Source organism: uncultured Bifidobacterium sp. (genome assembly GCF_945269915.1).
Taxonomy (GTDB): domain Bacteria; phylum Actinomycetota; class Actinomycetes; order Actinomycetales; family Bifidobacteriaceae; genus Bombiscardovia; species Bombiscardovia indica.
Genome location: NZ_CALYOY010000027.1, coordinates 1 through 17,917, shown reverse-complemented (window position 1 = coordinate 17,917; position 17,917 = coordinate 1). Strand labels below are relative to the sequence as shown.

Annotated in this window: 16 protein-coding genes and 1 riboswitch; of the genes, 14 read left to right on the top strand and 2 right to left on the bottom strand. The window is 61.6% G+C overall.

What is annotated here, in order from left to right; translation table 11 throughout:
- Positions 1–12 precede the first annotated feature (12 nt).
- The 6 genes from sucC to Q0K62_RS06075 all read left to right on the top strand — a co-directional run bounded on the left by sucC (position 13) and on the right by Q0K62_RS06075 (position 7,456).
- On the top strand, positions 13–1,221 hold the full coding sequence (gene sucC, locus Q0K62_RS06100) for an ADP-forming succinate--CoA ligase subunit beta (protein WP_297317092.1): 1,209 nt from the start codon (positions 13–15) through the stop codon (positions 1,219–1,221).
- Positions 1,218–2,141: a succinate--CoA ligase subunit alpha gene (sucD, locus tag Q0K62_RS06095; protein ID WP_297317091.1), complete on the top strand. Its 924-nt coding sequence runs from the start codon at positions 1,218–1,220 to the stop codon at positions 2,139–2,141. The genes sucC and sucD overlap by 4 nt, the downstream gene beginning before the upstream one ends.
- Complete coding sequence (locus Q0K62_RS06090; protein ID WP_297317090.1) at positions 2,138–3,628, top strand: DUF6350 family protein; 1,491 nt, start codon at positions 2,138–2,140, stop codon at positions 3,626–3,628. Before sucD ends, Q0K62_RS06090 begins: the two co-directional genes overlap by 4 nt.
- A 21-nt stretch (positions 3,629–3,649) precedes the next feature.
- Positions 3,650–5,251 (top strand): bifunctional phosphoribosylaminoimidazolecarboxamide formyltransferase/IMP cyclohydrolase, encoded by a 1,602-nt coding sequence (purH, locus tag Q0K62_RS06085; RefSeq protein WP_297317089.1) that lies wholly within the window; start codon positions 3,650–3,652, stop codon positions 5,249–5,251.
- A 153-nt stretch (positions 5,252–5,404) separates the two neighbouring features.
- Positions 5,405–6,778 carry an NAD-dependent succinate-semialdehyde dehydrogenase gene (locus Q0K62_RS06080; RefSeq protein WP_297317088.1) on the top strand — a complete coding sequence of 458 codons (1,374 nt, stop codon included), beginning with the start codon at positions 5,405–5,407 and terminating at the stop codon, positions 6,776–6,778.
- A gap of 342 nt (positions 6,779–7,120) precedes the next feature.
- Positions 7,121–7,456 carry a DUF3017 domain-containing protein gene (locus Q0K62_RS06075; RefSeq protein ID WP_297317104.1) on the top strand — a complete coding sequence of 112 codons (336 nt, stop codon included), beginning with the start codon at positions 7,121–7,123 and terminating at the stop codon, positions 7,454–7,456.
- Here the strand turns inward: Q0K62_RS06075 and Q0K62_RS06070 are convergent.
- The gene (locus Q0K62_RS06070) at positions 7,453–8,529 is read right to left on the bottom strand and encodes an aquaporin (protein ID WP_297317087.1); all 1,077 of its coding nucleotides are present in this window, start codon (positions 8,527–8,529) and stop codon (positions 7,453–7,455) included. The two genes, Q0K62_RS06075 and Q0K62_RS06070, sit on opposite strands and share 4 nt — an antisense overlap.
- Positions 8,530–8,716: 187 nt before the next feature.
- On the opposite strand from Q0K62_RS06070, the gene Q0K62_RS06065 reads away from it, so the two are divergent.
- Entirely contained in the window at positions 8,717–9,490 is a 774-nt protein-coding gene (locus Q0K62_RS06065) for a pseudouridine synthase (protein WP_297317086.1), read from the top strand.
- On the top strand, positions 9,487–11,616 hold the full coding sequence (gene der, locus Q0K62_RS06060) for a bifunctional cytidylate kinase/GTPase Der (RefSeq protein WP_297317085.1): 2,130 nt from the start codon (positions 9,487–9,489) through the stop codon (positions 11,614–11,616). Before Q0K62_RS06065 ends, der begins: the two co-directional genes overlap by 4 nt.
- A 111-nt stretch (positions 11,617–11,727) precedes the next feature.
- Here der and Q0K62_RS06055 read toward each other — a convergent pair whose 3' ends face one another.
- Entirely contained in the window at positions 11,728–13,239 is a 1,512-nt protein-coding gene (locus Q0K62_RS06055) for a leucine-rich repeat domain-containing protein (RefSeq protein ID WP_297317084.1), read from the bottom strand.
- A 141-nt stretch (positions 13,240–13,380) separates the two neighbouring features.
- Positions 13,381–13,479, top strand: a riboswitch (TPP riboswitch).
- A 73-nt stretch (positions 13,480–13,552) separates the two neighbouring features.
- On the opposite strand from Q0K62_RS06055, the gene thiD reads away from it, so the two are divergent.
- From thiD to Q0K62_RS06025, 6 genes are all read left to right on the top strand, one after another.
- A complete protein-coding gene (gene thiD / locus Q0K62_RS06050; protein WP_297317083.1) occupies positions 13,553–14,371 on the top strand; it encodes a bifunctional hydroxymethylpyrimidine kinase/phosphomethylpyrimidine kinase in 819 nt (272 codons plus the stop codon).
- Positions 14,368–15,183: a hydroxyethylthiazole kinase gene (gene thiM, locus Q0K62_RS06045; protein ID WP_297317082.1), complete on the top strand. Its 816-nt coding sequence runs from the start codon at positions 14,368–14,370 to the stop codon at positions 15,181–15,183. Before thiD ends, thiM begins: the two co-directional genes overlap by 4 nt.
- Positions 15,173–15,814, top strand: coding sequence for a thiamine phosphate synthase (gene thiE / locus Q0K62_RS06040; protein WP_297317081.1), 642 nt, complete (start codon positions 15,173–15,175; stop codon positions 15,812–15,814). Before thiM ends, thiE begins: the two co-directional genes overlap by 11 nt.
- Positions 15,811–16,482: a thiaminase II gene (gene tenA, locus Q0K62_RS06035; RefSeq protein ID WP_297317080.1), complete on the top strand. Its 672-nt coding sequence runs from the start codon at positions 15,811–15,813 to the stop codon at positions 16,480–16,482. Before thiE ends, tenA begins: the two co-directional genes overlap by 4 nt.
- Before the next feature lie 372 nt (positions 16,483–16,854).
- A complete protein-coding gene (locus tag Q0K62_RS06030; RefSeq protein ID WP_297317079.1) occupies positions 16,855–17,355 on the top strand; it encodes a zinc ribbon domain-containing protein in 501 nt (166 codons plus the stop codon).
- 26 nt (positions 17,356–17,381) lie between these two features.
- The coding region (locus Q0K62_RS06025; protein WP_297317078.1) for a ClbS/DfsB family four-helix bundle protein at positions 17,382–17,917 on the top strand (536 nt) is incomplete at its 3' end.

Below are 17,917 nucleotides of genomic sequence, written 5' to 3'. Positions count from 1 at the left end.
GGGGCAGACACCATGGATCTCTATGAGTACCAGGCCAGGCAGTTGCTTCAGGAACATGGTATTCCCCAGCCAAGGGCCATCTATGCCGCTACAGCCGAGGAGGCCGGAGAAGCCGCCGACACCATCGGGTACCCCTGCATGATCAAGGGGCAGGCCACCATCGGTCACCGGGGTCAGGCGGGCGCGGTCAAGCGTGCAGACAACCGGGAAGAGGCCGTGCAGCTGGCTGAGCGAATCCTCCCCATGTCCGTTTCCGGCCATCCCATCAAGGGGGTACTGGTCACCAAGGCCGAAAACATCCTCCACGAATACTACGTTTCCATCTCCGTGGACCGGGCCTCGCGGGATTACGACGTTCTGGCCACGGCCAACGGCGGCACCGAGGTCGAGGCCATCGCCCTACAGCACCCCGAGTCCGTCAAGCGCCTGCACATCAGCCCACTGGAGGTCTTCGACCGCCAGGCGGCCAAGGCCATGGCGGGACGCATCGGCTTCTACCACGCCGATCTGGACCAGGCGGCCGACATCCTCCTGCATATGTGGGAGACTTTCCAGGACTGCGACGCCACCCTGGTGGAAATCAATCCCCTGGCCAAGGTCGGGGACCCGGACGACGAGTCAACCAAGCATCTCGATGCCCTGGATGCCAAGATCTCCCTGGACGGCAACGCCGCCTTCCGTCATGACGGATGGACCCGCTTCTCCGACAGCGGACAGGACGACCCCTACGAACGCAAAGCCAAGGATAACGGTCTTCACTATGTCCACCTGGACGGTCAGGTCGGAGTCATCGGAAACGGCGCCGGCCTGGTCATGAGCTCCCTCGATGCGGTCTCCGGGGCAGGTCAGGACCAGGGCAAGGCGGTCAGACCCGCAAACTTCCTCGACATAGGCGGCGGCGCCTCGGCCCAGGTCATGGAGACCAGCCTGGATGTGGTTCTCTCCGACCCCCAGGTGCGGTCCGTCATGGTCAACGTCTACGGAGGCATCACCTCCTGTGAGCAGGTGGCCCAGGGCATTGTACAGGCCGTCGCACACCGTGACGACCCCAGACCAATCGTCGTCCGCTTCGATGGAAACGCCGCTCAGGAGGGCCTGCGCATCATCGCGGACAGCCATGATGCCCGACTGAAGGTGGCCGACACCATGGAGGAGGCGGCCGCCCAGGCCGTCCGTCTGGCTGCCGAGGAAGCTTCCGACTTCAAGGAGGGTGCACGATGACCCTGTTCATCGAAGACGGGGCAACGGTCATAGTCCAGGGCATGACCGGCCACCAGGGCATGGTCCATACGGCCAGGATGATTCAGGCAGGTACCAGGATCGTCGGCGGGGTCAACCCCCGCAAGGCCGGCGCCAGGGTCGAATTCACCCTGGCAAACGGAACCAGCGAGTCCGTTCCGGTCTTTGCCGACTGCACCCAGGCCGTCACGGCCACCCATGCTGCAGCCTCGGTCATCTTCGTCCCTCCGCGCTTCGCCAAGGATGCCATGGTGGAGGCCATCCAGGCCGGGATTCCCCTGATCGTGGTCATCACCGAGGGAATCCCCGTGGCAGACACCGCCTACTGTGTGGCCCTGGCCCAGGATCGGGGATGCCGCATCGTCGGCCCGAACTGCCCAGGTCTGATGACCCTGCCCTCACAGCCCGGTTCCAGGGGCAGCAATCTGGGCATCATCCCGGACGGAATCGTGGGCCGGGGACCTGTCGGACTTGTCTCCAAGTCGGGCACCCTGACCTACCAGCTGATGGGTGAGTTGGCCTCCATCGGCTTCACCGCCTGTCTGGGCATCGGCGGCGATCCCATCGTCGGCACCACCATCCTTGAGGCCCTCCAGGCCTTCAACCGTGACGAGGAGACCAAGGCCTGTGTCCTGATCGGCGAAATCGGCGGCACGGCCGAGCAGGATGCAGCCAGGTGGGCCGCCACCCACATGACCAAACCCATCGTCGCCTACATCGCTGGCTTCACCGCCCCCGAGGGCAAGCAGATGGGCCACGCAGGAGCCATCATCTCCGGTGGGAAGGGAACCGCCCAGGACAAGAAGGAGGTTCTGGAATCGGTCGGCATTCCGGTCGGCACCACCCCCGGCCAGACCGCCGAACTGACCAGGAACATTCTCAGGGAGCATGCCATCATATGATCTCCCGTCTCAGGACCTGGGGTAGGGGGGCTCTGGAGGCTTTCCTGGCCATGGCGATCTACACCGTGACCCTGGGTGTCTGCATGGCCCTGATGCTCCTCATCATCTCGATAGAGGAGGGCGGCCCCTCCCTCTCCATTGCCACGGTCCCGCTGACGGAGACCCTGATCCTCCTCACCGAGGGATGCGGCTTCACCGCCGGGTCACTGACCCTGACCATCATTCCCCTCCTCCTGACCATAGGAATGATCTGGCTGATCAGGGCCCTGGTCTCCCGGTTCGGCACCTCCACGGGAGGGTGGTGTCTGGGCACCCTGACCTGGATGGTCATGAACCTGATCATCCTCCAGGGTACGCAGACGGTCCAGGTGGACACCACACCCGCCATACTCTTCAAAACCGCGCTGGTTTTCCTCATCGGATACCTTCTGGCCCTGGTCACCTCCGAGGGATTCCATGACTGGTGGGAGTCCACGGTCCAGGCCGGGATTCCCTCCTGGTTGCGTCGATCGGTCCGCCTGGGCCTCTCCTGGGGTACAGCCCTGGCAGGGGGTTTCCTCCTGATGGGGCTGATCACCCTGATATGCTGGCTGGCCCTCTACCACGATGCCGTGGGCCGACTCTTCCACCTGGCCCGCATGGGTACCGCCTCATCCGTCGTCACTTCAATCGCCTCCCTGGCCTGGCTGCCCACCATGGTGATCTGGGCCTTTTCCTGGCTCCTTGCCGACGGGTTCGCCATAGGCGACCTGGCCTCCTTCACCCTCTGGTCCGGGCATGCCAAGAGCCTGCCGTCGGTTCCCCTCTTCGGTCTCTTCCCCGATCCGGTTACCAATTCGCAGGTGAGGACACTCCTGCTCAACATTCCCCTTCTGGCCGGATTGATTCTTGGCTTCCTGCTTCTCCTGGGCCCACGCAGTTACCGCCTGATAGCGACTGTCCGCAAGCATGGCGTTCTCTCCAGGACCGTCATCAAGCGCTTTCTGCTGGCCACCCTGGCCATGGTCCTGGCCTGGCTGATCTGCCTGGTCATCTCCATCCTTCTCTTCGCCTTGTCCAATGGGGCCCTGGGCACCCAGCGCCTGGCCTCGGTGGGGGTCTCCGTCTCTGCATCCGGCAAGATGATTGCCATATCCCTGGGCATGGGCCTTATAACCAGCTGGATCATGACCATCCTGGCGGGATCCCTGCTGGTGTTGTGGAACCAGGTCGAATCGCATATTCAGAAGGAGGGGGCCCTGGTCACCGGCCTCACCGGGCAGGATGATGACGACCAGACCCGGAAACAGAGCGGAGAGGACACTCGGGAGGGCGACGAAACGCATCCAACCGACCACGGGAACCGGGATGGGAATGAATCCAAACCTGGGCAGGACCCCGTCAGGGAACCACGCCGCATTGTCTCCTCCGAAACGCAGAAGCACCAGGGCCCTACCTCTGGCAGGGCCAGGAGCGCGAAGTCCAAGAACCATTTTCCGAACCAGTAACCAACCAATCTAAGGAGCGCCATGGCTGTCACCACCAGAAGGATCACCAGGGCATTGGTATCGGTCTATGAAAAAGCGGGGCTGGAGGAACTGGCCAAGTCCTTCGTTCAGGCGGGTACCCAGGTTGTTTCCACGGGCAGCACGGCCGCCAAACTGGAGTCCTTGGGAGTGGAGGTAACCCCGGTCGAGGCTGTGACCGGATTCCCCGAGTGCCTCGGCGGGCGTGTCAAGACCCTGGATCCCCACATCCACGCCGGCATCCTGGCCGACATGACCAACCCGGATCACGCCAGGCAATTGAAGGAGATGGACATCCAGCCCTTCGACCTGGTCGTGGTCAACCTCTACCCCTTTGAAGCGACGGTCCTGTCGGGTGCCGACCCGGCATCCTGCCTGGAAAGGATCGATATCGGTGGTCCGGCCATGGTCCGGGCGGCAGCCAAGAACAATGCCAGCGTGGCCGTCATCACCGACCCTGCCGACTACCCCCTTGCCGCGGAACGGGTGAGGTCCGGAACCGGCTTTGACCATGCCGAGCGTCAGGCCCTGGCCGCCAAGGCTTTCGCCATGACGGCATCCTACGATGCCGCCATCGCCGAGTGGACGGACAAGCACTGGACCAGCACCGATGACGCAGATACCGGTACAGGGTCCGCGCCGGCCAACCTTACGAGGACCTGGCGGCTCTCCCACAAACTCAGGTATGGAGAGAACCCCCACCAGGAGGCCGCCCTTTACCTGGATCCGCTGGACCGGACGGGATTCGCCGCCGCCACCGAACTGGGCGGGGCCAAGGCCATGAGCTACAACAACTATGTGGATGCCGATTCTGCCTGGCGGTCGGTATGGGATTTCGCCGACCAGCCCGCGGTGGCTGTGGTCAAACACTCCAATCCCTGTGGACTGGCCATCGGCGATGACATCGCCCAGGCCCACCGCAAGGCCCACGCCTGTGACCCCATGAGCGCTTACGGCGGTGTCATTGCAGCCAACAGGACGGTGACCCTGGCCATGGCCCAGCAGGTCAAGCCCATCTTCACCGAGGTCATCGTGGCCCCCGGTTATGAGGACCAGGCCCTGGACCTCCTCAAGACCAAGAAGAACCTCCGAATCCTCAAGGTGGAGCGTCCACCCCGCCACCAGCCCAGCCTGCGCCCCATCGACGGGGGCCTCCTGGTGCAGTCCCAGGATCTGATCGACACCCCCGGCGACAATCCGGCCAACTGGCGGCTGGTCTCCGGCAAGGAGCCCGACGATCGGACCATGCGCGACCTGGCCTTTGCCTGGCGGGCCATTCGCTCCGTAAAATCCAACGCCGTCCTTCTGGCCCATGATGGTGCGACCGTAGGCATCGGCATGGGCCAGGTCAACAGGGTCGATTCCAGCCACCTGGCCGTGGAACGGGCAAACACCCTGGACCGGGGCAACAACCGATCCAGGGGCTCGGTGGCAGCATCGGATGCCTTCTTCCCCTTTGCCGATGGTCTGGAATACCTGGCCGATTCCGGTGTCATCGCCGCCGTCCACCCCGGCGGATCCATCAGGGATGAGGAGGTCATCGAGGCGGCCAAACAGGCTGGTATGACCATGTACCTGACCGGGACCAGACACTTCTTCCACTGAGAGAGAAACCCTGGCAGGGGAGGGCCGTGTCAGGTCTTCGACTGTTTGATTTTTCACACTTGGCATGCATGCCCTGCCGGGGCCGCGGTGATATTATGATTGAACTATCAGCAATGATGCTGACTGGTTACCGACGATTCGAAGGAGATCAAGGTGACGTATCAGACCGTTAACCCCTATACCAATGAACTGATCAAGACTTATCCGGATGCCACAGATGAGGATCTGGAAGAGGCCTTGGCCACCGGTCATGCCCTCTACAAACAGTGGAGGAAGGATGACGACCCCTCGGAGCGTGCGAGCCAGCTCGGGAAGGTGGCGGCGATCTTCCGTCAGGAGGAGGACGCCCTGGCGGCCAATCTGACCAAGGACATGGGCAAGCTGATCACCGAGGCCCGTGCCGAGGTGGAACTCTGCGCCGACATCGCCCAGTACTTCGCAGATAAGGCTGAGGACCTGCTCAAACCCACCCCGTTGGACAACCCTGCCGGCAAGGCCTATTACGTCAAGCAGGCTACCGGCGTCCTGGTCATGGTGGAACCCTGGAACTTCCCTTATTACCAGATCATGAGGGTCTTCGCCCCGAACTTCATCCTGGGCAATCCCATGATTCTCAAGCACGCCTCCAATGTGCCGGCCTCGGCCCAGGCCTTCGAGGATGCCGTTCTGCGCGCCGGTGCCCCCGAGGGAAGCCTGACAAACCTCTTCATCAACTACGACCAGGTGGACAAGGCCATTGCCGACAAGCGTGTGGCCGGTGTCGCACTGACCGGCTCCGAGCGTGGCGGGGCCTCCGTGGCGAAGTCTTCAGGCATGCATCTGAAGAAGTCCTCCATGGAGCTGGGCGGCAATGATGCCTTCATCATCCTGAATGATGCCGATTGGAACCTCCTGAAAGAGGTCGCCCCCGGCGCCAGGCTGATGAACGCAGGCCAGGTCTGTTGTGCATCCAAGCGGTTCATCGTCATGGCCGACAAGTACGACGACTTCGTCTCCATGATGGTGGATTCCTTCTCCAAGCTGACCCTGGGAGATCCCAGCAACCCCGAGACCACCATGGCCCCCATGTGCACGGTACACGCCCGCGACGGCCTCCAGAAGCAACTGGACCAGGCCATTGCAGCCGGAGCCAAGGTTGCCTATGGCAACAAGCCCGTCGATTCCCCAGGAGCCTTCCTGATGCCGACCATCCTGACCGACATCACCAAGGACAACCCGGCCTACGACGAGGAGATGTTCGGCCCCGTGGCCACAATCTACAAGGTCAATACGGAGGACGAGGCCATCGAACTGGCCAACGACTCCAGCTATGGCCTGGGCGGAACGGTCTTCTCCCAGAACATCGACCATGCCGATGAACTGGCCAGAAGAATCGAGACCGGCATGACCTTCATCAACGGCGGCTGGGTGACCATGCCCGAACTACCCTTCGGTGGAATCAAGAATTCCGGGTATGGACGCGAACTCTTCAGCCTGGGCTTCGACACCTTCGCCAACGAGCATCTGATCTTCGATCACAACCGCTGATCGAACCATTCACTCCTGTTGATATGGGAGGTGCCACCGCTCCAGAAGGGCGGTGGCACCTTTTTGCTTCCCTGCCGTAACCAGGCCGCCATAGGAGCCACTGCAAGGTGACTGCTGGACGTGAACCGGTTGGAGTGGAGGAGGTTGGCAGGCAACGGGGCCGGGTCAGTCGCCACTTGACCTGGACCGTTGGTGCCAAGGTCGACTCATCAAACGACTTCCCGGCGTCCGCACCCTGTTGACCAGGGCTGGTAGTCTTCGAAAGGAAAGAGCGTCATTGCAGAAAGGCCAGTGATGAAATCGGCGGCACAGCATGCAGACCAGGGGGAGGAGATGTCCTCCCTGTCCCGCCGTACGCGGACGGGCGATTCCGGGGAAGTACCTGTCCATGGCCCTCACGGCCACCCATACGTCTCCGAATCGCACGAAGGTCGGCCCCTCTTCGAGGGCATCATCTTCCTGCTCGTCATCGTCTCTGCACTGGTGGCCCTACTCGGAAACACGATGGCCGCGACGGTCATCGTGTCCGTCGCGGCCATCGTATCGGGACTGCTCCGCCTGATTCTCAGGGAGCGGAGCCCCTGGAAGGTCAGGTCCGTGGCCTTCGATTCCTTTATCGGCATCTGCCTGGGAATCGGCCTTCTCCTGACCTACCTGAGCATCCAGTTGCTCCTTTAGAGAGCCGAGTCAGAGGAATCCCGGCCATCCGGGCCTGCCTCATTCAGGTTATCCAGGTAAGAATCCACCTCGGATGAATCGGTATCAGCAGTATTGTCATGTTCTGCAACCGCATCCTCATCGGAATCATCGACCATTTCAGCAACGGTTTCGGCAGCGGTTGCATCCTTGGCCCGGTTGTTCAGGCCATCGGTGACAATATTCGAGATGATGACGGCCAGAGCCACCAGCGAGGCGGCCAGAAGTGGGCAGATCCAGAAGAGCCAGAGCTGGGAAATCGGGGAGGCAGGCATATGCTTGGCCTGGGCGAAGATGGCGATACCGGTGGCGCGGGCCGGATTCAGGGCGGCATTGGTGACCGGATAGGCGATCAGGGTGCCTGCTCCATACGCCATGCCGGTATAGAGGCCGTGGTTCTTGCGGGCAGTACCATCGGAACGCATGGTGGCGATGGCGGCCCCGACCACTATCAGGCTCCCGATCAATTCGACGATGATGGCGATACCCGCGCCAAAAGTGATATGCTGCTGGCTCAGCGTGGGCGCGGCCGGTGAATTGGCATCGAACCCATTGACCATGAACATAAGCCAGGTTTTGGCCGGGATGGTCTGGGTGGTGGGGAGGATACGGATCAGGAGGAATCCCGCGCCGATGGCGCCCAAGAGCTGAGCCACGATATAGAGCAGTCCATCAATCAGCGATATCTGCGAGGTAAACATTGCTGCCACGGTCACAGCGGGGTTGAAGTGCCCGCCGGAAATCGAACCCAACATGGCGGTCACGGCCATATAGACCAGGGCGGTCCCAATGGCCGGAAGAATGACCGTGGGCTGCCCGAGGACAATCTGTCCGAAGCTGAAAGCGAAGTAGAGCACGGCGCAGATCAGGAAAGTCCCTACCAGCTCGGCCCCGACCCTGATCCATCTCACATCCCCGGCCCGGAATCCCTGACGATGGCCATCCACTGGTGCGGAAATTCCGGTCACCTCTTGTACCTCTTCGATCTCATCTGCCGCACTGTTCTGCTCCAAGGCATGCTGAGCAAGCGGTTCTGCGGTTGGCTCCACGTTCATTTATCCCCACCTTTTGTTTCCTCAAACTGATTCATTGACGGCGTATGCCATACTAGCAGCACATCCCATCCATCCGTTATACTATACGGTGGCCCTGCCGGGTCGAACAACCGGTCAGGCCCGAGGTCTCAACAGGGGCCTCTTAGCAAGTCATACGTCTTTTCAGACAGGCCACGTTGGGAGAACGATGCCACATCCATATTCGCAAGCCATCCGTGCACGCCAGAACGATGAAGAGGGAGTACGTCTTCAGAAGATCCTGGCCCAGGCCGGGTTCGGATCGCGACGCAAGTGCGAGGAGATCATCACCCAGGGCAGGGTCGAGGTGGACGGGGAACTGGTCACCGAGCTGGGCAGCCGGGTCGACCCCGATCATCAGCGGATCCGGGTGGACGGGTCGAGGATCCACCTGAACGACAAACACATCACCCTGGCCCTGAACAAACCGCGCAGGGTCCTTTCCACCATGGACGACCCCAAGGGTCGCTTCACCCTGCGCGACATCATAGGAGACAAGTACGAACGCGTCTTCCACATGGGTCGACTGGACTATGATTCCGAAGGCCTGATCCTGATGACCGATGACGGGGAACTGGCCCAGCACGTCATGCACCCCAAGTACGAGGTCAAAAAGACCTACATCGCCACCTTGCAGGGGCATATCGGGGGAAACGTCTGCCGACGCCTGGTCAGGCAGGGGGTGGAACTGGACGATGGCCTGATCCGCCTGGATCACTGTGCCATCGTCGACCACAACAGGGAACACACCCTGGTCAAGGTGGTCCTCCACTCCGGCAAGAACCGGATCGTGCGGCGCATCTTCGGGGCCATCGGGTACCCGGTCACCCGCCTGGTACGCACCCAGATCGGCCCGATCAAGCTGGGTGAGGTCAAGCCCGGTTCCTATCGCGTGCTTTCTCCGGCCGAAATCAAGTCCCTCGACAAGGAGGTGGGTCTGTGATCACCGTAGCAATCGATGGACCGGCCGGAGTCGGTAAGTCCTCCACCTCAAGGGCCCTTGCCGAGCATTTTGGACTGGCCTACCTTGATACCGGGGCCATGTACCGGGCCAGCGCCCTCTGGTGCCTCAGGCAGGGCCTGGATCTTGACGCCGACCATCCCGATCAGGAGGCCATCACCGAGGCGGTTGCCGCCTCCATCACCGATGGCCACCTGAAAATGGGATTGGACCCCGACAACCCGGTGATACATCTGGACGGTGAGGATATCAGCCAGGACATCCGTTCCGAACAGGTCTCCTCCCACGTTTCCGCCGTTTCCTCCATTCCCGCCGTCAGAAGGGTGCTCATTGCCGCCCAGCAGGCGATCATCGCCGAGCAGGGTGAGACGGATTCCATATCAGGCGGGCGTGGAATCGTGGCCGAGGGACGCGACATCACCACCGTGGTCGCACCAGATGCCCAGGTCCGTGTCCTCCTGACGGCCCGTGAGGAGGTCCGTGAGGCCCGCAGATCAGGGCAGACGGCAGAGGAATCGGGGGCAGGTGCCGACAACGTGGCCGCCAGGGACGCCAAGGACGCCAAGGTCACCTCCTTCAACGAGGCCGCTCCGGGTGTCGCAACCGTGGACAACTCGGACATGACCTTCGAGCAGACGCTCGACACCCTGATCGACATGGTCTCCAGGGCCATGGAGGAGGACTCTTACGGCCAGTATGCCCAGGCACTGGACGAGTACGAGTTGGACGAGGAGGACCGCACCCTCCTGTTTGGATCAGGCACCTCACAGACAAAACAGGCGGCCCCCAGACCGGTGGGTGTCCTGGCCGTCGTCGGCAGGCCCAATGTGGGCAAGTCCACCCTGGTCAACAGGATCCTGGGTCGCCGGGCAGCCGTCGTCGAGGACACCCCCGGTGTCACCCGCGACAGGGTCAGCTACGAGGCGGAGTGGGCCGGAACCGACTTCAAGCTTGTCGACACCGGCGGTTGGGAGACCGACGTGGAGGGCATCGAATCCGCCATCGCCTCCCAGGCACAGGTGGCCGTGGGACTGGCCGATGCCGTCGTCCTGGTCGTGGACGGGCAGGTGGGCCTGACGGCCAGTGATGAGCGCATCGTCAAAATGCTCCGGGCGTCAGGGAAACCCGTGGTTCTGGCCGTCAACAAACTGGATGACCGGATGGCGGACTACACGGCATCCGAGTTCTGGAAACTTGGGCTGGGCGAGCCCTACGCCATCTCCGCCATGCATGGCCGGGGCATCGGCGACCTCCTGGATGCCGCCCTGGAGCAGCTCCGCAAGGCCGACAAGACGTCAGGCTTCCTGACCCCCGAGGGGCTGCGCAGGGTTGCCCTGGTCGGCAGACCCAATGTGGGCAAGTCCTCCCTGCTCAACCAGCTGGCCCATGAGGAACGGGCAGTGGTCCACGACCTGGCCGGCACCACCAGGGACCCGGTCGATGAGGTGGTGAATGTGGATGGTGAGGACTGGCTCTTCATCGACACGGCGGGCATCAAGCGCCGCCTCCACAAGATCTCCGGGGCCGAGTACTACTCCAGCCTGCGCACCCAGGCCGCCATCGAACGATCCGAGCTGGCCCTGATCCTCTTCGACGCCTCCCAACCCATTGCCGACCAGGACCTGAAGGTCATGAGCCAGGCCGTGGACGCCGGTCGCGCCATCGTCCTGGTCTTCAACAAGTGGGACCTCCTGGATGACTTCGGCCGTCAGCGACTGGAACGTCTCTGGGAGACGGAGTTCGACCGTGTCACCTGGGCCGAGCGGGTCAACCTGTCGGCCAAGACCGGCTGGCACACCAACCGCCTGGCCCGGGCCATGCGGACCGCCCTGGACTCATGGGACCAGCGTATTCCCACAGGGAAACTCAACTCCTTCCTGGGCAAGGTCCAGGCCGCCCATCCCCACCCCTTGCGGGGCGGTAAGCAGCCCAGGATTCTCTTTGCCACCCAGGCCTCCACCCGGCCGCCCAGGTTCGTCGTCTTCGCCTCTGGGTTCCTGGAGCACGGGTACCGTCGGTACCTGGAACGCTCCCTGCGTGAGGAGTTCGGTTTTCGGGGTTCACCAATACAGATTTCGGTCCACATCCGCGAGAAGAAGCGGAAGTAACTGCGGACGCCGGCAAGACGAAAAGGTCCCCTGACTTGACCATCAGGCCAGTCCGGGAACCTGCTTCCTTTCGTCCGTCCCAGGCGCTTCAGGCACGTCCGGTCACGGAATTCAGCGGGAGGTCAGTGTCTTTCTCAACACCAGGAAGACTCCTGCCATCGCAGCAAAACCGAGCCCGGCAAGGATCATGAATGCCGACGAGGTTCCGGTCTGAGCCAGCTGGACGTTCTGCCCTTGCCGGTCGCTGCCCGGGTCATGGGAGGGTGCGGGTGTTCCACCGTGGCCTGGCGTGGGTGGCAGGGTCCCGCCACCTCCCGGACCGGGATTGGGAGGAGTCGTATTGAGTTGCCACTGTGCATAGAGGGTCAGGTCGGCGGCAACAGGGTCACTGAAGTTGTAGGGAGCCGTACCCGCCAGGTCCGTGGTCCAACCCTTGAAGCCATAACCGGTCCTGACCGGGTCGGCCGGTTTCCGACTGCCGATGACATCGTTTACTCCCAGCAACAGGCGGGGCACCACGGAACCCCCTTGGGTGTCGTAGGTGACCGTAACCGAAGGAAGGACTTGCTGCCCCACGAATCCGGAATAGAGGTAAGAACCCGAAGGTATGGAGCCTGTGTACGAGAAGTAGACCAAATAATTGCCCTGATCCCTGACCGGCCAGGTCACCTTTTCCCCGGAAGCATCTGTGACGCCTGTGGGATTGCTGGAAACTATGGGCGCATAGGTTCCGGCAGAGGAATCAACGAAGGCGGTGGGCACTTCAAGCGTCGTCGTCCTGTCCGCCAGGATGGGGTCGGGAATGATCGCCTGATCGGAAAGATCAAGAACATCCAGATCGGTCATGTCGGCGAACCCGTTGAATGCCGAAAGATCGGAAATCGCGTTGGCGCGCAGATTAAGCGTGCTGATTCGGTTCAAATGGGCGAAGGGCGCCGGGTCGGATATCCGGTTCCCATAGGCCTCGAATCGGATCATCCTGGTCAGGGCGGAGACGGGCGAGGCATCGCTGATGGAATTGGCGCTGACATTCAGCGTTTCCATATTGGTCAAGGCACCAAGGGGTTGCATATCGGTTATGCCATTGCCGACCAGTTCCAGGTATTTCAGGTTTCCGGCAAGGGACCTCAACGGAGCAGTATCATCAAGCTTATTGAATGATGCCTTCAGACTGACCAGGTTGGTCAGGCCACTGAGGGAGCTGATGTCTGAAATCTTGTTGTTGTTCAGATTCAGCCTGGTCAGCTGGGTCATGGCGGCCAGGGCGGAGATATCCTCAACCTGGTTTCCACTGATATTGAGATCGGTCACCTGGGTGAATTCCTGCACGCCGTCGATGTCTCGGATGCGTGCACTGTTCAATGTCAGAGACCCTGACAGCTGCGAATCAGCCAGGGTGAACACATCGGTGGTCGCCTTGCTCAGATTTCGCGAAACGGCCATGGCCATATTCGCATCGGGGAAACAGTCGGATATGGTACTGGTTCCCACGGTGCACGTGCGCAACCGTGGCACGGGATTGGCCGCCTGGGCCGATGCAATCGGACCCAATCCGCCTAATCCCAGGGTAAGAAGGACGGCAAGCACCATCCGAATTTTGCCGTCTACCAATCGAAGATGCATGGACATTCCCCTTACCATCTGATAAAACGGCTACCTCATAGCCGAACATCCCCTGTGTGAACGATGGTTCAAGCCTACCATGCAGGATGATTCCGTGCTCATGTATGTATCCGGGCATAGACTGGTGCCCGATAATTGAAGATGAGTTTGCAGGGGAACGCGGTACGCGTTGAGAAGGTGGAACCTGACCCTTTGAACCTGTTGGTTAAGACCAGCGTAGGGAGCAATAGTCGCGGAACCGGCGAGCGCATCGACGGCAAGGGACGTTCCTCAGGCTGAGGGACGTCCCTTTTGCGTACAAGGAGGCAGCGGTATGAAAACGGCACTGACCATAGCCGGTTCCGATTGCAGCGGGGGAGCGGGGATCCAAGCGGATCTGAAGACCTTCTCGGCGCACGGGGTCTACGGCATGTCGGTCATCACCTCGGTGGTGGCCGAGAACACCGCCAGGGTCATCACCTACCAGGATATCGAACCGGAGATCATCCGCGATCAGATGCGGGCGGTCTTCGAGGACATCCGTCCCGATGCCGTCAAGGTGGGCATGCTCTCCAATCCCACCACCATGGAGACCGTGGCCAGCGGGCTGGAGGAATGGAAGCCCGCGGCCATCGTCCTCGACCCGGTCATGGTGGCCAAGAACGGGTCCTCCCTGATGGAGGATGAGGCGGTAAGAACCCTGATCGACAGGGTCCTGCCACTGGCCTCGGTCCTCACCCCCAACATCCCCGAAGCGGAGCGGATCGCAGGAGGCTCCATCGAGAGTCTGGACGAGATGAAGGAGGCCGCCCGAACCATCAATGCCGGCTGCCATGCCGCGGTCCTGGTCAAGGGTGGTCACGCCATCGGCGATGCCATCGACGTCCTCTATGACGGCGATGAATTCCACTACTACTCCGTGCCGCGCATCAGGACCACCAACACGCATGGTACGGGGTGCACCCTCTCCTCGGCCATCGCCTCATGGATGGCCCTGGGGTTTCCGTTGGACCAGGCCGTGGGCCGGGCCAAGACCTATGTCACCGGAGCGATCGAACATGCACTTCCCCTTGGCCATGGCCACGGCCCCACCAATCACTTCCACCGGTTCTTCCCCGAGGCGGGGACCAGGAGCCAGGAGGCCCGGCAATGACATCTGCTTCATCCAACCCCATAGCAACCCTGCGGGCGAAAAACCCGTTGATCCAGAACATCTCCAACATCGTCACCGCCAATGACTGCGCCAACGCCACCCTGGCCATCGGTGCCTCGCCTATCATGGCCGACAGTCTGGCCGATATGGACGAAACCGTAGCCATGGCCGATGCCCTGGTCATCAACATCGGCACCCTTCATGAGGAATCCGCCCTGGCCATGCTCAAGGCGGGCAGGGTGGCCAACGAACATCATGTTCCGGTCGTCCTCGATCCGGTCGGGGCAGGCATTTCCAGACTTCGCAACCGGACGCTGGAGGACCTGCTCCGGGAGGTCCGCTTCTCCATCATCAAGGGGAACCTGTCCGAGATCAACTTCCTGGCCGGCAAGGCGGGCAAGGCCAAGGGGGTGGATGTGTCCGAAGTCGACAGGGGCAAGACGGCCTCGGCCCACCTCCTGAGGGAACTCGCGGGCCGCACCGGTTCGGTCATCGTGGCCACAGGCAAGGTAGACACGGTCAGCGATGCCGAAACCACCTTCATGATCCATAACGGGTCCGCCCGGATGGGACAGGTAACCGGCACCGGATGCATGACCGCCTCGCTCATGGGCGCCTTCTGCGGAGCCTTTCCCGACCAGCCCCTGATGAGCGCCCTCTGGGGCATCGAGACCATGGGCATAGCCGGCCAACATGCCGACAAGGCCACCCGGGGCCTGGGGACAGGCAGTTTCCATTCTGCCCTGATTGATGCCATCTCCCTGATGGACGATGCAACCCTGCAGGAAGAAGGCGACCACGATGAAGCCTGAGATGGATTACCGCCTCTACCTGGTGACGGACAGCACACTGACACCCGACCTGACCTCAGCAGTCACCCGGGCCCTTCAGGGAGGGGTGACCCTGGTCCAGGTCAGGGAGAAGGGGAGCGACGGCGGTCGGTTCCTCGAGCGTGCCAAGGCGGTCAAGCAGGTAACGGACCGCTACGGAGTACCGTTGATCATCGACGATCGGGTCGATGTGGCCTGGGCCTGCGGGGCGGCCGGCGTCCACCTGGGTCAGTCCGACATTCCGGTGACCGAGGCGCGTCGTCTCCTGGGTCCAGACAGGATCATCGGCATCTCTGCACAGACGCCCGACCAGGCCCGCCGTGCCCAGGACGGGGGAGCCGACTACCTGGGGGTGGGGGCCGTTTTCCCCACCTCCACCAAGCGGGATGCCTTCACCATTGGCCGCGATGACCTGAAAGCCATCCAATCGGCCGTGCGGATCCCGATAGTCCTGATAGGCGGGCTCGATGAGACCAACATCCCCTCCTTCAAGGAATCCGGCCCCATCGCCGGTTTCGCCCTGGTCTCCGCCATCCTGGGCAAAAAGGACATCTGCAAGGCCAGCAGGCACCTGAGAGCGGTGGTTGACGCAACCCTGGGAGACCGGGCATGACCATCACACAGGACATGAAGCAATCGGTGGCCAATACCTGGGAAGAGGGATACAGAAACCCCTTCGTCCAGGGTCTGGGCCGGGGCACCCTACCGCAGGAGTCCTTCCGGTTCTATCTTCTTCAGGATTACCTCTACCTGGCCCAATATGCCAAGGTCTGTGCCCTGGGATCGGTCAGCGCACCCGATGCGGAACTTCAGCGACGCTGCATCCTCATGCAGTATCGGATAGTGCACACCGAGCAAAGCCTCCACGAGGCCTACATGGCCACCTGGGGCATCAGTGCCACGGATATGAAGGGAACCAGGCAGTCCCAGGCCAATCGGGCCTACACCAATGAGATGCTGGTCCAGGCCCAGGGCGGGGACTTCTGCGCCTTTCTGGCCACGATTCTCCCATGCGCCTGGACCTATGACGACTATGCAAGACGCCTGGTAACCGCTTACCGCAAAGGACTGATGGCCAACCCCTACAAGCCCTGGTTGGATACGTACACCTCTGAGGAATACCGTTCCTCCTACCAGTGGATCATAGAAACACTGAACCAGATGGGGAAGGACCGCAGCTCCCGCGAACGCCGGCACCTGATTGGAATCTTCGGTGCCAGCGTCCGGGCCGAGGTCCAGTTCTGGACCATGGCCTACCACCGGGATATGGGTACCGACTGACCACCACCCATACCCAGTCATCCCCGGGCTGGTTTTGATCTGCGTGCGGCAACAGTGCGCAAGTTTGCGCCACCCGGGCCGCTCCATGTTCTTCCGCATACGTCCTGCCTGCCACCTGACCCTCTTTCGTGGCCGGCAAGCCCAGTCGTCGTATCCGGTGCCTCTGGCCGATCAGGTTCTGGGTTTCGGGAGGCGCATGCCCCTTCTGGGGGACGGATGACGGTTCCTCATTGACGGGTTTGCCGCGGTTGGGCACTTGTTGCGGTTGGCGCCCGCAACGATTTGTTGCAACCGCTGGTGGTCGAGCAATTGGCTGATAAAGTTGTCTCTGTCGGCTTGCGCCGACCATTGCACCTTCGACAAGGACTGAACATGCCGATACGGGACCTGCTTCCCAGGCTGCGTAAGGCAGCGAACATGACCCAGGCCGATTTGGCGGCCCGACTCTATGTCACCCGCCAGGCGGTCTCGAGGTGGGAGACGGGGAAGACCTCGCCCAGCATCGACATGGCCAAGCTGATCGCTTACGTACTCGAGGTGCCGGTGGTGGAGCTTCTGGAGATTCCCGAGGGGCCTGTATGCCAATCCTGCGGCACCCCCTTTTCCTCATCCGGCATGGAGCAGGGGAGGGAGGACGACGGGAGCAGGAATCCGGACTACTGCCAGTGGTGCTACCACTCCGGGAGTTTTACACAGCAGCAGATGGATGACCTTATAGAATCGACCGCCCCCTGTTTTGCGGAAGCCACCGGAGTCAGCGTCGAAGTGGCCGTTTCATATCTGGGGGCCTTCCTCCCCAGTCTGAAGCGGTGGCACCACCAGAATCACCATGAGGAAGACAGAGAAGGCACCAGCACTCGAATCCATCCCTGAAGCCAAACACAAGCAAGGAGAAACCCATGCCCAGACCCAAGACCAAAGACGAACTGGTCACAGCCAGTACCGAGCAATTCGATAAGCTCATGTCCCTTCTCGATTCCATGAGCACCGAGGAGCTCAACGGCGAATTCCACTTCGACCTGAACAAGGAGAAGGAGGCCCACTGGAGGCGAGACAAGAACATCCGGGATGTGCTGATCCACCTCTACGAGTGGCAGGTACTGCTCCTGGACTGGGTCGAAAGCAACCAGAAGGGCGTCAGCAAGGACTTCCTGCCTGAAGGGTACAACTGGCGCAATTACGGGGAAATGAACCAGGAGTTCTGGAAGAAGCATCAGGACACCCCGTACGCTCAGGCCCTTGACCAGCTCAAGGAGAGCCACCGCAAGGTGATGGACCTGATGAAGTCCTTCAGCAACGAGGAGCTCTTTACGCCGGGCTACTTCCCCTGGACCGGCAAGTACACCCTCGGCACCTCCTTCGTCTCCAACGTTTCAAGCCACTATGAATGGGCCCTGAAGAAGATCAGGAAGTACGCCAGGTCCCTGAAGAAGTA